Below are 15,187 nucleotides of genomic sequence, written 5' to 3'. Positions count from 1 at the left end.
TATTCACATTTTTATGAAATTAAATAAAATTCTAATCACCGGTGCAGGCGGTCTTATAGGAAGTGAAACTGCTTCATTTTTTGCAAAAAAGGACTTTCTGTCATAGGCATTGACAATAACATGAGGGCTGATTTTTTGGTCCAAAAGGTGACACTACTTGGAATTTGAAAAGGATGCTGGAAACTTACAATAATTTTAGGTCTTTTAATATTGATATTAGAGATCGATTTACCGTTGTAGATTTTGGTAAAGAACAAAAATTTGACGCAATCATTCACACAGCGGCCCAACCGAGTCATGACTTAGCTGCCTCGAGGCCTTTTGATGATTTTTGATGTAAATGCAGTAGGAACACTTAATTTGTTGGAAGCAAATAGACAATCTGGTAAAAATGCTCCATTTGTTCATTTATCAACAAATAAGGTATATGGAGATGCCCCAAATCAATTACAATTAATTGAATTAAACTCAAGGTATGATTTTGTAGGAGATGAATATAAAAATGGCATTGCAGAGAATTTTACAATTGATCAATCAAAACACTCTTTGTTTGGGGCCTCAAAGTTAGCAGGTGATATTTTGGTACAGGAGTACGGTCGATATTTTGATATGCCTACATGTTGCTTGAGAGGTGGTTGTTTAACTGGGCCATCCCATAGCGGAGTCGAATTACATGGTTTTTTGAGTTATTTAATTAAATGCAATTTAGAAAAAATAAAATACACTATTTTTGGTTATAAAGGGAAGCAAGTCCGTGATAATATTCATTCATATGATGTTGCCAATTTTATTTATGAGTTTTTGAAATTTCCCAGGATCGCCGAAGTTTACAATATTGGTGGGGGGCGTGAAAATTCAGTTTCTATTCTGGAGGCTTTTAATATTATATCATCTTTATCTAATATCGATATGTTATACGAATATTCGCCCCAAAACAGGCAAGGTGATCATATATGCTATATTTCAGATTTGTCTAAAATTAAATCACATTATCCAAATTGGTCAATCACCAAGGATCTAAATGTTACTTTTCAAGAAATTTTTGAATCATGGAAAATAGGTTAAAATAACTTAAAATACGAATATTTAAAATGGCGACTATTAGTGTTGTTACTATTTGTTTTAATAATTTAATAATTAAAACTTACGTGTTTGTCTGTTGATAAACAATCTAAACATCCTGATGAACATTTGATTGTAAATGGTTCTAATACATCAGAAATATATGATTGGTTGCTAAATAATAAGCAACCTAAATATCGTCGATGGATAAACGTGGAAAATAAGCATATTGCGGGTAATTTTAATCATGGGATTGAAAATGCTTCCTTTCAATTCATTCATTTGTTAAATTCTGGCGACGAATATGTAGACGAAGAAGTTCTATCTGATGTATATACATTTCTTGGTGAGCACCCGAAGCTAATTGGATAAGTGGTAAAATTAATACAATCCGAGGTGGTATATTGGTATCCGTTGGCAAACCTTTTGAAAAAAGCAAACTTTATCGAGGCATGCGAAGTGTTTTTCATCCAAGCTGGTTTGTAAATAGAGCAATTTATCAGAAATTAGGAAATTATAATACATTATATAGAATTGCAATGGATTATGAAATGATGTGTAGAATTCAAGATGAACCTTATACATTTTTTAATCGTGTTATTGCTTATTTTGACAATACTGGCATAAGTTCAGTTAAATATGAAAGTTCCTTAGAAGAACAGATTAAAGTATGCGAATCTTTATTTGGTTTTCTATCAAATGTCGAGTTGTAAATGAATTTAAAGCTTAAACATAAGATGTTAAAAAGTGTGTATGGTAATTGGCTTTATGGAATTAAACATTCTCTTGGATTTTAAAGATTTATGGATCAGCCCCTATTAATCAGACAATAATTAGGGAGATTCGGGAGTAAGACACAATTTTTGATCCCCAAATTATATACTGTAAATGCGTATAATAATTCACTTCTAACAAAGTGCAAGAACAAGTACAGCGCACTATTGGGCTTTTTTGGGACTATGATGTAAATGTGAATAAACCTGTTGATAAGGCATAGAATCCCTTGTTGCCCAAAAGGTGCAAATATTATTCTATGCAGCTTGTTGTAGCTAATATTCTTTGGTATTTTCTCGATGACCCGGCAGAGATTAGCTATATGGACCCCAAAGAAAAGCTTTCGTTTGTGCAGTGCGGGCCATAATACGCCTGAGTCCATAGTGATTCTTTCTGTGCCAAAGCTTCCTTCCATTCGAGTAGATCTGTCTTTCGCCAATAATTTTTGCATTTTTACTTCTTTGATCTTCTGAAGGCCTGCCTGCCTTTTCGAACAAAGAAGTATGAATGTTTTCCTTTGAGCAATAAGATCTGTTTTTATTGGAGCGTAAATAGCATCAGCCCCTACATGGGTACATTTACCTGTATACTTTCGAACTAGAAATATTGCGCTTGTAAGTTTTCTTCGGTACATTCATTGAATGCTTCATAGCTGAAGTGCTCAATGAAATTTAATCCATCGATTTGAACCATATGTACTTTGGCGCCAAATTCTACCGGTTTGTTTTCTTTTCCCTCTCACGATAGGTTGTACGTATGATTTATGTATACCGACTATTCTATTTTTGAACTTATCGTCCCCCTCAAACAAATGTTCTTGTTGTAAATACACTTCATGTACGTCCAATATCGTTTCTTGTAAGACGGATCAAGGTCATGTATCCTATTCCTTGATTTGTCAACACTGCTTCGTGAAGGTAAGTTTTTAGCTTATTCAATAAATACAACAAACTCCGCTCCTCTTCCTGGCCATTTTATATGTCTTTTTCGACTTTTTGATAAGCTAAATACTTTGTTTTTTGCTCTTTAAATTTCATGCGAGGTTGAGGAATACCCAAAGTTCCATACCACCATACTAGTTTTTATGCATCCATTCGCAGCACTCCCATAATAGTTTTACTCTGTTGGATATCGCAAATTACTTTCATAAGCTGTCGCATCCATATGTGCTATATGGGGATGAATCATGTACGGCTTCCAGCTCGGCAAATATCTCTTGGAATTTTGATATCCTTCTGCTTCCAATATTTTTGCTAACTCACATCTAATCGTACTTACTACTTTAAAGTTAGATGCTTTCTTGGCCTTAATACGCCGCAAAACATTTGCAATTTCCAGTCACTATTCAATCGATTGATCAAATCCTGATCACTACAATTGCAATAATTCTTTAAAAACATCAGTGCCACTTTTCCCCTTATATCGAACATCGAGGCAGGGCCTTTCTTTCTCCTTCTACTTAGTTTTCCGAATTGTTCGAACAATTTCACCTAGGTATTGCGGCGTAAGTATCTTCCCTAATTCACTTCTCCTAAAAGTTTTCTTCGTATTCGCCATTTGATCCTGATTACTTAAAAATGGCGGTTGGGGAAATATTATTCCCGCATCTCGATTAACTTTGTCATACAATTTTGGGTTTCTTTTACCCCGAATTTACACTTAAAGTAGTGTTTTCGGGGTTTTATATGACTTTTTTTGTAATATATGCTTAGCCTTCAGCTATTTACGGTTCTCCCGAATCTCCCGAATTACAAGGTTAATAAAATAATTTCAAATATTCAATAGATTTGGCATGGCGAGGATCAATCGACGGTGAAGTTTATACCGGAGTTGATTTATTAACAATTGTGCAGGCCTGCCAATTCTTTCTATTTTAATTTTCAACCCATTGAGGATTGAAAATTAAGGCAAGGATCTCTCAGGCTCGGTTTGACCGGTATTGATATTTTCTGATATCCGGTAAACTGAGGATCTCCTGGTAAGCTACTTTTAGCCTTACCTTAATTTCATTGTGTTGTATGGGTATTACTTGAATTTTACCCATGTCGTAAAGTGCCCAATATTTTGCAGGGGTATTCCTTTTGTACCACTATGACTTCTATCGTTCACATAACAGGAATAGAATCGATCAAGTCTTGTTTCCAGTTCACTTATTCGATTAAACTTATCCCTTGAAATAGCTTTAGTCAAAATACTGTGGAAGCTTTCTACATGTCCGTTTTCTTCAGGTGTATAGGGATGAGTAAATACATGATTGATATGGTTTTCTGTAAAAAACTCCCGTATTATTTTGGCTTCAAATTGTTTGCCGTTGTCTGTCCTCACTTCTACTTCCAGTTCATTAAGTGCCATCTTTTGAGGTTGAAAGTATTCAGCTACAACAAATTCCCAAGCCTGCTTTATTTGTTCACCCTTCATGGAATAGCCCACAGACCAAAGTAAAACATATCTAGTAAATGTATCAATGATGGTCAATACAAATGCATATTTCTTTTCTTCGTATACCCATACATATTTGATATCCATTTCGATAATTTGGAGAGGTCGTATCGGTGCTACTCTCCTGTATTTGACATAATCCTTACCTCTAACTTTAACCTCATCTTCTAATAAAAGATGTTCAAACATTAAGCGGTACACTTTTTTATGATTTATATAAAAGCCTTGTATTTTAAGAGTAATAGTTATCATTTGATACCAGTTAGCATGATCTGGATCCAACTTTATGGCTACGACCTTCTTTACTACCTCCTGATTATCTACTTGATGTACAATATAAGTCTCTGGATTTCGCCAGGCTGTAGTCAGTGTTGAAGATTTGCCAGGTCTCGTTCCTTTTGCCAGATAATAAAATTGATTTTTACTCAAACCTACTATCTCCAAACATTGGTCTCTTAATAACCCCTGTCCCATATAGTCCCGCACTAAGTTCTCCTTTTCCATTCGGGATACTTTTTCTTTATTATCTCATCTTTCATTTTGCTTTCCAGCTCTTTTTCAGCCAATAGTAGCTTCAGCTGCTCATTTTGCTTTTCAAGCCGTCTAATCTTCGCCTCTCGATCCCTTGAAGTCCTGGGAGCTAAGCCTTCTTCCCCATACACGACATACTTGCGCTTCCAATAATAATAGGTTGCCGGAAACAGGTCATACTTGGCCAAGGTCACTTTGAGGCCACGCTGTTTGACTTCTTTAATGATCGAAAGCTTTTCAGCTGAAGTGAACTTTTTAATCCCTTTTTCGGTCTTTTTCATGTCCATAATTACAAATTTTTTTTCGTAATTATGTCTGATCTCTTAGGGGGCTAAAACACCTTCCACTACCTGATTTATAATTCTTCAAATTCACATCGTTTACATTCAATAAATTGCAAAGGTGTTTTTGTAGTCAGATCTGATTAATTATTTGGAGGTTAATAAATAAGTAATATGTTAAAGCTTCAAGATGATTGCATGACCATTTAAATTATGAATTACAAATCTATCATTATACTCCATTTGCTCATTTACAAACTTGGTAATTCCGTCGCAACCAAAAAAGCCATAATCGTCAAAAACTATAACACCACAGGGAACCATCTTGTCCCAAATCCATTCGACTACATCTTTAGCTGATTGATAAACATCTACATCAATATGACAGAATCTGAATTGCATCCCTTCCACTTGATGACCTGTCTGATCAGGGAAGATACCTTCTAATAACTCGACATTGTCCAAATTCATTTGCTTGAGAAGCAAGTTTGATACAGCTTGAAGACTTGTATCAGCATGTTCCCCGTTTCTGTAAGTAGAATCTTTTTCTCCCGCTTTTACAACGCCTGTAAATGTATCACATAGGTAAACCTTGTCTCTAATTTTACACTTCTTGGCTTTCTTCGCAATGATCGCTCCTGTTCCACCACGCCAAACCCCGACCTCAATTAGGTTACCATTTTTCAATTTTGATGTTTGTTCAATAAGTTTCCAAAGCTCAAAGCACCTATATTTGTCTACTAAAGTGAATCCTTGCACAGAAGCAATCACTTCTTGAAACAAATCGTCCTTATTCCAAGGACTGTAAGTTGCGAATGGACGCACCGGCTCATATTCCAAATCTAAGGAAGATCCTTTTGGGATCCTAGATATTTCAAACCCAAATTGATTGGCAGTCCGAATGGTTGAGCTTTTTAAAAATTCCAATATTTTCGATGACAAAATTTTAATATTCATAAGCTTTCTAATTTTATTTTAATTACACTAAATTGATAGCAACTTCACTGAGGCGCGTTAAAATGACGGGTAATTACTTTTATTACTTTTTCAGAATTCACTTCATTATAACTTCCATATGAGACTATGGAATTATTGTTTTGCAATTGAATGTCAACATTTGAGGATAAATAGAATACATATTTTTGTTCATTATTTTCGGATAAGGTGCAAAGCGACCATAACGTTCTCCGTTAAATATTCCAAAACAAGTAACATTGCAAGCTGCAGCAAGGTGTATAGCTCCTGTATCAATTGATACTATGCAGGTTGCATTTTGTAAAATGGAAATCAACTGAGAGAAATTTGCCTTACCGCATAAATCTATAACGGGATATTTGAGTGTGTTGATAATGTTATTGAGCATAAATTTCATCGCTTTGCTGCCACAAAGGCAAATATCTAAGGTATATTCTTTGCTTAAAAAATCTGCCACTTTGCAAAAGTGATCTGTTTTCCATATTCTGCTCGGATTGCCTGAACCAGGAAAAATTACTGCATATCGGGTATTAATTAATATATTAGAAGGGTCACCCTATTCTGAATGCTTAATATAGGGATAGGCAATGATTTGCGCATTAAGTTCTCCAAAAACTTATGATGTTTCAAAAAGTCATGTAATTGATAGGGTACATCTATAAGTATGTCATAGTTTATTGCCAAAATATTTTTTCAAAATGTGTACTACATTTTCACCATCTCCCAAATAGCCAATCTTTGTCGTGGCAGAAGATGCACTTAATATAGCGTCATCGATCCTTAGCGATCTTGAGTATACAAAGTTAATTGCTATTTCAACATTTAACCGGTTTATCCCTTGTAGAAACTTATACCGGTAAAGCATTTCACGCTTAAATCTTTTCTTATTTATCCAGTATGTTGTGATTATTTTTGGCCTGTCATCAAATTCAATGAAGAACTCTCTCCAAAGATCATTTCCAATCAGGATAATTTTTTTGTCAAATGCAAATGTGTCACAAAATAATTGAATATAATTCCTGAAAAGTATATAATCACCCAATTCGTCAGTTTTTACCAATAAGATAGTATTTTTATCCAAAGATTGTCTATTGCGTCTAATTTTGGAAATAAACAATACTACTTCATAAACTAAATACTTTAAATTATTTAACATATTGAGAATGAATTCTTTTATTTGTTAGCAAATATACCGCTAGGTTATTATATTTAGGGTGTCTTAAAATCAAATTTAAAATTAGTATGCAAACAGATGATAAAATCAAAGAATCTCAGTACTTTTACAGTAATGGAATGTGATACTTGATTTATTAGATGCCAGTTTTTATAAAGTTATAAGATACCAAAATATCTTTTTGGGAGGTACTTCCCAAAGATACAAAATCTAATATTTTGGATATCGATGGTGTGGGCTTGGTCACTTTTAAACGAGCTTAGAAAATTGAAAAGGATATATTAATATTCACGGAATAGATATATCCCCCAACGCCAAAAAAAAAAAAACCGGATGAATCACGGGGGTTGAAGCCTGTAAAGCAAAAAGGAATCTTTATAACTAAAATTGATACTATAGAAATTTGCTGAAAATAGTTTAATAAAAAATATGACTTTATAACCATGAGTCACGTATTAGAACATATTGAAAAAATTAATATAATAGATACTTTGATCACAATCAAATCATACTTATTAGCAGAAAGCGGGTCATTTGTTGTTATGGTACCAAATGCTCAATCCGTCACAGGTGCCTACTGGATGTATGAAGATTTTACACATACTACATTATTTACATCTGGAAGTATTTACTACGTATTAAAAAGTCAGCCAAAAAATGGGTTTCAAAAAAATATCCTTTTTTTAGAATCAAAAAACTTATGGTACTAATAATTTGTCGTTTTTAAAGAAAATAATAATAAAGCCCCCCCAAGAACTCTTCTTCATTTTTTATAAGCTAAATGGCGGGAAAAAAAAAAAGGACTTCTGGAGAAGGAGTAACCGTAACCCCCCCAAAAAAAAAGTTCTTTTCATAGACCTAGCCCTAGAATTTATACTTATGAGTTAAAGGTATTATCAAAATTTATTTAAATTTAAAAAAATTCAATTTAAATGAATTGTAAAATTTAATGATAGTCTAACAACATTTAGATTTAAACATTTACAGTTTGTATAAATTGATGAAGCTAAGTACTATCAATGTCAGAATTGTAATTTTATGTTTGTACAGAAAACCCAACTTCCTGAAAAAGTTGCAAGAATCATATAACAGTGCTATAAATATTGAGGGATACCCCAAAAAAAAAAAAAGGGATTCTTTCCCCGCAATTTCCCCCCCCCCCGGGGGTTTATTTTATTCAAAGAAACTTAGATTTTTTGTTACTAGTACTTTTTTCTAAAAAAGCCAAATTTCTTGATTACGGTGCGGTGGTTATGGAATTTTTACAAAGTTAATGAGAGATTATGGATTTGACTACTATTGGTCAGATAATTACCCTTGCCCCAGAATTTATTCCCCCCCGGGAGCGAGAGGGGTTCGCAAGCAAAGCCAAAAAAAAAAAAAAAAAAAAAAAAAAAAAAAAAAAAAAAAAAAAAAAAAAAAAAAAAAAAAAAAAAAAAAACAAAATAGACACCCCGGGGGGGGGGGGGGGGGGGGGGGGGGGGGGGGGGGGGGGGAAAAAAAAAAAAAAAAAAAAATTAAATTGAAAAAATAAAAAAAAATTTTGAAAAAAAAAAAAAAAAAAAAAAAAAAAAAAAAAAAAAAAAAAAAAAAAAAAAAAAGGGATGAATGTTTGATAGCAATTACTGCCTTTGAACTATTTGAGCATATTTTAAATCCATTGGAAGAGGTAAAAAAATGCTTTCTATTTCAAGAAATATAATATTTACTACTGAATTAATTCCTTCCCGAATTTCTTTCTTTTTGTTTAGAGTAAAGACTAATTCTGGTGGTAATACCCGGATTTTCCCCCAAAAGCACTTTTGGAAAATCCAACATTTTTTTTTTTTTTTTTTTTTTTTTTTTTTTTTTTTTTTTTTTTTTTTTTTTTTTTTTTTTTTTTTTTTTTTATTTCATTTATTCAAAATCAAGTCTTGAATTAATAGCAAAAAAATATGGATTGTTTTTATACACAAATAAAAGAAACTTGCATATTTTTAGAAATATTAATAATATTTTAATATAAATAGAAGGACGCTTTTTATCTGTCCTTATTTTTCATTTATAAATAAATTAATTGGAATGAAATCCTAAAATACCTAATGATGCCAAATGTCTTGCTAAACTGCGATTTAGCCAATCTGAATTGGGGCCAATGCAATAAGTATATCCTAAAATTCTAATTTTTCAAGGTCCATATTTTTATCTCTAAATCGAATAAACAAATATTCTCTAAGGTGGTTTAGAGCAAATATTTATATATAGATCTGTAGGAGTTTACCATAGGTTGAAATATATGAATCATTTTTTCTTAGAATATTTTCTTTATTTACTTTTAATAAATTTTTTAATAATAATATTATTTTCAATTACCATTTTTATATAATAAGAACCCGGTGACAAATCAGTGATAAAAATTACATTATTCGTATTAAAATTCTTTAGTATCGTTCGCCCATAAATATCGATAATTGAAACTTCTTTTAGGAAAATACTTTGGTTTTCAAATTTTATATTTATAAAATTTATTGCTGGATTTGGGAAAAGTTTAACTTTAATATCCCCGAATAGATTTTGTATTTCTGTTTGATCAGTGTTAAAGTTTTTACTCAAATTTGCCCCTATGTTTGAACAACCGTAAACTTTAACTGAAAGTGTTAGAGGCTAGGTAGTAGCTCCATTATCAACACAGATAGAAACGTATCTGCCACTAACATTTAAATTTATAATGTCCTGAACATAACCCACAGGCATTCCGGAAGAATTATTATATTCAAAGACATTGCCGATAGCATTAAAATCGGTCACTGGGGCGTTAGAAACAAAGACTCTGAATTTTTTGATAATATTCCCACAACAATCAGATCTATTATTAATGATAATGCTGGAAATATTGAAATTGTTTTGAAGGTCAATTTGTAACCAAGGATTTGTCGAAGGTCCTGTGTGATTATAGGTTTGGTTAGAACCATCTAGAACTTTATCCCCGGCATAATATGATGAATTATTATAGGTACTAATTTGGGTGACAGGTTTATTACTGCTTAACTTTGTTAAAGTTGTACAGCTATTATTACACGGGCCACACGTACCTCCGCAATCTATTCCTGTTTCATCTCCATTTTGAAATCCATCTGTACAGCTATTAGTTGTCGAAATATTTAATATCTGAGAAGTTGTAATTGCTCCACAGTTGTCTAGTGCTTTGGCCGTAAAACTATAAGTGGCAGCAGAAGCGCTGTTTATCGTTAATGTATAAGGTGCGGAAGTAATCACCCCTAATGATGTACTGCCGTTAAAAAATTCAACAGAACTAATAGTTCCATCTGGATCATTTGCTGAAGCTGACACAGTAAAATTACTTTTTTCAGGATATGAAGCAGAATTGGATTGAACTGATACAGTGGGTGATTGATTATTCGCACAAATGTTAGGAGTAGATGTACATTCAAAGGCTCTTAATTCGGCAATATGTAAATAATTAGCTCCAGCACTAAAATCACATTGAATTCTTACATATCTTCCAGTTGGAGTTATGTTCATGCTTACTGTCCTGACCATCACCAAGGACTGAAGAGTGGGTATATACAATATCGCTATTCGAAGGTGTAGGTGAATTAGAAACAAAAATTTTAAATTTTTCAAGTCTTTTTTGAGTGACACATCCTGGGCATCCTACTCGATTTACAACTTCAATTTTGCCAATTGTTTTAACTGAACCTATGTCAACTTGCCACCAAGGACTAGTTTCTATTGAAGTATGATTAAATGTTGAGAGATTTCCATCATTGGCAGCTGGTGCTGGATAGGAATTAGAATATGTACTAGATTGACTTACAGTAATTCTTCCTTGACTTAAGTTTGAGCCAAGTGTACATCCACCACCACCTCCTCCACAAGCCACACAACTACCCCCACAATCAATTCCTGTCTCAGCTCCATTTTGAAATCCATCCGGTTAAAAAATTCAACAGAACTAATAGTTCCATCTGGATCATTGACGAAGCTGACACAGTAAAATTACTTTTTTCAGGATATGAAGCAGAAGAGGAAACTGATACAGTGGGTGATTGATTATTCGCACAAATGTTAGGAGTAGATGTACATTCAAAGGCTCTTAATTCAGCAATATGTAAATAATTAGCTCCAGCACTAAAATCACATTGAATTCTTACATATCTTCCAGGTGTTGGAGTAATGTTCATGCTTACGGTCTGACCATCACCAATGATTGAAGAATTGGTATATACAATATCGCTATTCGAAGGTGTAGGTGAGTTAGAAACAAAAATTTTAAATTTTTCAAGTCTTTTTGAACGACAATCAGGCATCCTACTCGATTTACAACTTCATTTTGCCAATTGTTTTAACTGAACCTATGTCAACTTGCCACCAAGGACTAGTTTCTATTGAAGTATGATTAAATGTTGAGAGATTTCCATCATTGGCAGCTGGTGCTGGATAGGAATTAGAATATGTACTAGATTGACTTACAGTAATTCTTCCTTGACTTAAGTTTGAGCCAAGTGTACATCCACCACCTCCCCCACAAGCCACACAACTCCCCCCACAATCCACACCCGTCTCATCCCCATTCTGTATCCCATCACTACAAGTTGGCGTCGGCGTCACTATCCCACTACAGCTAGTCGACTTACAGGTCGCAGCTACAAAATTATTATAGATTTCTGTGTGTGGTAGTGGACCAAAGCCATTGGACATTGGATAATTGGTATTGAGGTGACAATAAGACATGATGGTTCCCCCATTGACAGGAGCAGGTCCTGGTGAGCAGGTGCCTTCAACAGCATAACAATTGTCTATGGGACCTCCTGTCCATCCACACCATTGAGTATGATGAGACCCGAAATTGTGGCCGATCTCATGGGCTATCGATCCGATGTCCCATTGATAAGTAGAAGGAAAAGTACTCCAGGTAGTGTACTGGTACAACCGCGTAGTGCCAAACCTGTAAGTGCGTGAACACAATACATCTACATAAGCCACACCACTAATCCCTACACTTTGTGATACGTATCCCAAAACAAGATGATGAAGATTGCCTGTAAAACTAGGGTCATTCTGCCTGGAGGCCATCACCTGGTCTAAAGCTGTGCCTACAGTAGAACTATAAGGGTCTGCGGTGGTCCAGATATATAGACTTTTAATGGTGATCTCGATTTGCTCATTAGCATAGATGGTCTTGATATGATTAAATAAAGAAGTAAACCAGTTGGTGACAGTGGTAATATTGCTGCCAAAATCCTTATAAATTTCGTCATCAAATTCAAAATCTACCGAGATACATCCCGCAGCACGTTCTTCCAGGTGTTGTTCGACCTGGGATCTTATTTTATTTAGTTTTGTATCATTATCCTGGTTGAGGCATTCAAATTTGTCTGGTGTCCCGGTAAGGTCATTGTCGCTAAATACCATGTATTCATCCTCAGCAGAGGTAGTCTTTACCAATGCGATATCTCCAAGCTCGGGCAAGGAAAAAATCCCATTTACTTCGCCCTCAAATATAGAAAAGCTCACCAGAGATTTGGGATCATTTTTGACATGGCCGGAATAAAATAGCCCCGGAGTGACAGGGTAGGGGTCATTGCGGTCACTGGTCCTGACCTTAAAATCATCTGCAAATAGATTGACCTGGTGCAATTCTACCTGGATGATTTGATTTTGAAAAGGAATATCGAGCTCTAATTTAAAACTTTTAGCATCTTTTATTTCATGGAGCCTGCTACTATCTATCTGAAGGATGGTGCCTCTTTTCAGTTGGCCAGCAAACTGGTTGGATCGCAGATTGGATTGTTTTACCTTAAATAAAGGATGTTCTGGAGTACCTTCTTTATGCTGCGTGAAGGTAGTACTGTAATAGTTGCGGTTAGGATAAAAGCTTAATAAATTGGCCAGGACAACAAGTAAAGTAATCGGTATAAACTTCATGTAGTTTGGTTAAATTTTCAGGGTTTAACAAAAGTAATTTTTCTGGGGATATAATTTGTCCGACTAACTTTTCAGTTTAACGATAGTTTAACGTTGATATTGCCATGCAAAATTAATAAATTAAGACTTTAACATAGCTGAATCTCGGATTAAAAATAGAAAGAATGTTCAAAAGGACAAACATCTTTATAAGATTTGGTTGGAAATGGAGCATATATTTTTAAAAATGGCAAAAATCATATAATCAGAATCGTATGGTCCTTGACATCATCTAATTATCTTTGCGCGCTTTATATGATTACAACAGACATTATAATAATAGGTGCGGGACCCTGTGGCTTGTTTGCAGTGTTTGAGGCTGGCTTGCTCCAATTAAGATGCCATTTGATTGATGTTTTGCCCCAGGCAGGTGGCCAGTTGGTAGAGATTTATCCTAAAAAGCCAATTTATGATATCCCGGGTTGCCCGAAAATATTGGCGGGTGACCTGGTGACCAACCTTTTAAAACAAATAGAACCTTTTAAACCGGGCTTCACACTGGGCGAGCGGGCTGAGACAATAATTAAAAGCGAGACCGGTAGCTTTATTGTAATCACCAACAAAGACACAAAAATAACAGCTCCGGTCATCGTCATCGCCGGAGGATTGGGTTGTTTTGAGCCACGTAAGCCACCCATAGACAACATAGATAGGTTAGCGGATAAGGGAATCGATTATTTTATTAAAGATCCATCGAAATATGCAGACAAAAATTTGGTGATTGCTGGCGGAGGTGATTCAGCATTAGATTGGGCTATATTTTTAGCCGAGCAAGCTGCTTCGCTGACTTTGATCCACCGAAGAACAGAGTTTAGAGGGGCACCAGACTCTGTAGAAAAAGTAATGCAACTCCATAAATCCGGCAAAATCAAGCTGGTGACTCAGGCCCAGGTCATTGATGTAATTGGCAATGAAAAATTGACTTCTGTTCTTGTTAAACACGATGTGGATGGAGATATGGCTATACCGGCTGATTATTTTTTACCGCTTTTTGGGCTTACCCCAAAACTTGGGCCGATCGCTGAATGGGGCCTCCAGCTCGATCATCAAGCTATTTCTGTGAATACGCTGGATTATAGTACCAATATTCCCGGGATATACGCGATCGGTGATATCAATATCTATCCGGGCAAACTAAAACTTATATTATGCGGTTTTCATGAAGCGACCCTGATGTGCCAATCGGCTTTTCAGTATATCTATCCTGATAAAAAATTGTCGTTCAAGTACACGACAGTGACTGGGATCAAAGGGTTGTAAATTGATATGGACAATAAATTAGGCATAACATTTTGTGACTTTTGGCCTGAACTAAACATGGAGGACAATATATTCATCAATTGTCTAAGGAAAATAACTCAAGTTCAGATCGACCACGAACACCCTGACCTGGTGTTTTATTCATACTATGGTAATGGTCACTTTAAATATCGTTGTCCAAAAATATTTTATACCGGTGAAAACATCCGACCGGATTATGATGCCTGTGACTTTTCTTTGTCCTTTGATTACCCGGTCAGCGAAAAAAATTATCGTTTTCCACTGTATGCATTATACGGAGATGTACATCAATTATGCTTTCCAAAGGACCCACAGGAAATTTTGATTTCCAAAACCAAATTTTGCAATTTTGTAGTGTCCAATCCCCAGGGCAAGGAAAGAAACAAGTTTTTTAATCTTCTTAATAAATACAAAAAAGTTGATTCGGGCGGGAGATTCAAAAACAATATTGGTCATCTGGTGGAAGATAAAAACACGTTTGTAAGGGATTATAAATTTACTTTGGCTTTTGAAAACAGCAGTTTTCCCGGATATACCACAGAAAAGATTTTTCAACCTATGATGATGCATAGTCTGCCCATATATTGGGGGAACCCTCTGGTAGGTCGGGACTTTAATACTAAAGCTTTATCAATATCCACGATTTTCCAGACTTCCATGCAGCCATCAATCATATCATAGATGTAGACAATAATGATGATCT

General features: G+C 34.8%; 15 protein-coding genes and 1 pseudogene. 6 read left to right on the top strand and 10 right to left on the bottom strand.

Annotation, left to right across the window (positions count from 1 at the left end; all coding sequences use genetic code 11):
• The first annotated feature begins 13 nt into the window (after window positions 1-13).
• Window positions 14-1,065: pseudogene (locus tag IPJ09_04450) on the top strand (NAD-dependent epimerase/dehydratase family protein).
• A gap of 87 nt (window positions 1,066-1,152) precedes the next feature.
• Window positions 1,153-1,434, top strand: a complete 282-nt coding sequence (locus IPJ09_04445) for a glycosyltransferase family 2 protein (protein ID MBK7370682.1) — start codon at window positions 1,153-1,155, stop codon at window positions 1,432-1,434.
• Window positions 1,435-3,861: 2,427 nt separating this feature from the next.
• Here IPJ09_04445 and IPJ09_04440 read toward each other — a convergent pair.
• The 5 genes from IPJ09_04440 to IPJ09_04420 all read right to left on the bottom strand — a co-directional run bounded on the left by IPJ09_04440 (window position 3,862) and on the right by IPJ09_04420 (window position 7,122).
• Window positions 3,862-4,779: a transposase gene (locus IPJ09_04440; protein ID MBK7370681.1), complete on the bottom strand. Its 918-nt coding sequence runs from the start codon at window positions 4,777-4,779 to the stop codon at window positions 3,862-3,864.
• Window positions 4,761-5,087 carry a transposase gene (locus IPJ09_04435; GenBank protein MBK7370680.1) on the bottom strand — a complete coding sequence of 109 codons (327 nt, stop codon included), beginning with the start codon at window positions 5,085-5,087 and terminating at the stop codon, window positions 4,761-4,763. Before IPJ09_04435 ends, IPJ09_04440 begins: the two co-directional genes overlap by 19 nt.
• 177 nt (window positions 5,088-5,264) lie before the next feature.
• Window positions 5,265-6,044: a class I SAM-dependent methyltransferase gene (locus IPJ09_04430; protein MBK7370679.1), complete on the bottom strand. Its 780-nt coding sequence runs from the start codon at window positions 6,042-6,044 to the stop codon at window positions 5,265-5,267.
• Window positions 6,045-6,168: 124 nt separating this feature from the next.
• Window positions 6,169-6,603 (bottom strand): hypothetical protein, encoded by a 435-nt coding sequence (locus IPJ09_04425; protein MBK7370678.1) that lies wholly within the window; start codon window positions 6,601-6,603, stop codon window positions 6,169-6,171.
• A gap of 126 nt (window positions 6,604-6,729) precedes the next feature.
• Window positions 6,730-7,122: a hypothetical protein gene (locus IPJ09_04420; protein ID MBK7370677.1), complete on the bottom strand. Its 393-nt coding sequence runs from the start codon at window positions 7,120-7,122 to the stop codon at window positions 6,730-6,732.
• Between the two features lie 557 nt (window positions 7,123-7,679).
• Here IPJ09_04420 and IPJ09_04415 point away from each other — a divergent pair.
• Both IPJ09_04415 and IPJ09_04410 read left to right on the top strand, forming a co-directional pair.
• Window positions 7,680-7,946 carry a hypothetical protein gene (locus tag IPJ09_04415; GenBank protein MBK7370676.1) on the top strand — a complete coding sequence of 89 codons (267 nt, stop codon included), beginning with the start codon at window positions 7,680-7,682 and terminating at the stop codon, window positions 7,944-7,946.
• 833 nt (window positions 7,947-8,779) lie between these two features.
• The gene (locus IPJ09_04410) at window positions 8,780-8,938 is read left to right on the top strand and encodes a hypothetical protein (GenBank protein MBK7370675.1); all 159 of its coding nucleotides are present in this window, start codon (window positions 8,780-8,782) and stop codon (window positions 8,936-8,938) included.
• Window positions 8,939-9,540: 602 nt separating this feature from the next.
• Here IPJ09_04410 and IPJ09_04405 read toward each other — a convergent pair.
• Genes IPJ09_04405 through IPJ09_04385 form a run of 5 tightly spaced genes read right to left on the bottom strand, consistent with a single transcriptional unit; the run spans window position 9,541 to window position 13,164 of the window.
• Complete coding sequence (locus IPJ09_04405; GenBank protein ID MBK7370674.1) at window positions 9,541-9,828, bottom strand: T9SS type A sorting domain-containing protein; 288 nt, start codon at window positions 9,826-9,828, stop codon at window positions 9,541-9,543.
• A gap of 51 nt (window positions 9,829-9,879) precedes the next feature.
• The gene (locus IPJ09_04400) at window positions 9,880-10,758 is read right to left on the bottom strand and encodes a discoidin domain-containing protein (GenBank protein ID MBK7370673.1); all 879 of its coding nucleotides are present in this window, start codon (window positions 10,756-10,758) and stop codon (window positions 9,880-9,882) included.
• Complete coding sequence (locus IPJ09_04395; GenBank protein MBK7370672.1) at window positions 10,715-11,119, bottom strand: discoidin domain-containing protein; 405 nt, start codon at window positions 11,117-11,119, stop codon at window positions 10,715-10,717. Before IPJ09_04395 ends, IPJ09_04400 begins: the two co-directional genes overlap by 44 nt.
• Before the next feature lie 28 nt (window positions 11,120-11,147).
• A complete protein-coding gene (locus IPJ09_04390) occupies window positions 11,148-11,546 on the bottom strand; it encodes a hypothetical protein (GenBank protein ID MBK7370671.1) in 399 nt (132 codons plus the stop codon).
• A 10-nt stretch (window positions 11,547-11,556) separates the two neighbouring features.
• A complete protein-coding gene (locus IPJ09_04385; GenBank protein ID MBK7370670.1) occupies window positions 11,557-13,164 on the bottom strand; it encodes a hypothetical protein in 1,608 nt (535 codons plus the stop codon).
• 294 nt (window positions 13,165-13,458) lie between these two features.
• Between IPJ09_04385 and IPJ09_04380 the strand changes: the two genes are divergently transcribed.
• Together IPJ09_04380 and IPJ09_04375 are read left to right on the top strand one after the other, a co-directional pair.
• Entirely contained in the window at window positions 13,459-14,463 is a 1,005-nt protein-coding gene (locus tag IPJ09_04380) for an NAD(P)/FAD-dependent oxidoreductase (protein ID MBK7370669.1), read from the top strand.
• A 6-nt stretch (window positions 14,464-14,469) separates the two neighbouring features.
• Window positions 14,470-15,165 carry a glycosyltransferase gene (locus tag IPJ09_04375; protein ID MBK7370668.1) on the top strand — a complete coding sequence of 232 codons (696 nt, stop codon included), beginning with the start codon at window positions 14,470-14,472 and terminating at the stop codon, window positions 15,163-15,165.
• Window positions 15,166-15,187 lie beyond the last annotated feature (22 nt).

The organism is Saprospiraceae bacterium (assembly GCA_016709995.1).
Classification (GTDB): domain Bacteria; phylum Bacteroidota; class Bacteroidia; order Chitinophagales; family Saprospiraceae; genus JADJLQ01.
The sequence above is the reverse complement of the archived record's forward strand: the minus strand, read 5'-3'. Positions and strand labels throughout refer to the sequence as shown.

What these genes read in the sequence shown, in the direction of transcription:
- IPJ09_04430 (MBK7370679.1), bottom strand. Translation starts at nt 6,044, where the DNA reads ATGAATATTAAAATTTTGTCATCGAAAATATTGGAATTTTTAAAAAGC.
- IPJ09_04385 (MBK7370670.1), bottom strand. Translation starts at nt 13,164, where the DNA reads ATGAAGTTTATACCGATTACTTTACTTGTTGTCCTGGCCAATTTATTA.
- IPJ09_04375 (MBK7370668.1), top strand. Translation starts at nt 14,470, where the DNA reads ATGGACAATAAATTAGGCATAACATTTTGTGACTTTTGGCCTGAACTA.
- IPJ09_04400 (MBK7370673.1), bottom strand. Translation starts at nt 10,758, where the DNA reads ATGAACATAACTCCAACTGGAAGATATGTAAGAATTCAATGTGATTTT.
- IPJ09_04380 (MBK7370669.1), top strand. Translation starts at nt 13,459, where the DNA reads ATGATTACAACAGACATTATAATAATAGGTGCGGGACCCTGTGGCTTG.
- IPJ09_04435 (MBK7370680.1), bottom strand. Translation starts at nt 5,087, where the DNA reads ATGAAAAAGACCGAAAAAGGGATTAAAAAGTTCACTTCAGCTGAAAAG.
- IPJ09_04390 (MBK7370671.1), bottom strand. Translation starts at nt 11,546, where the DNA reads ATGCCTGATTGTCGTTCAAAAAGACTTGAAAAATTTAAAATTTTTGTT.
- IPJ09_04440 (MBK7370681.1), bottom strand. Translation starts at nt 4,779, where the DNA reads ATGGAAAAGGAGAACTTAGTGCGGGACTATATGGGACAGGGGTTATTA.
- IPJ09_04415 (MBK7370676.1), top strand. Translation starts at nt 7,680, where the DNA reads ATGAGTCACGTATTAGAACATATTGAAAAAATTAATATAATAGATACT.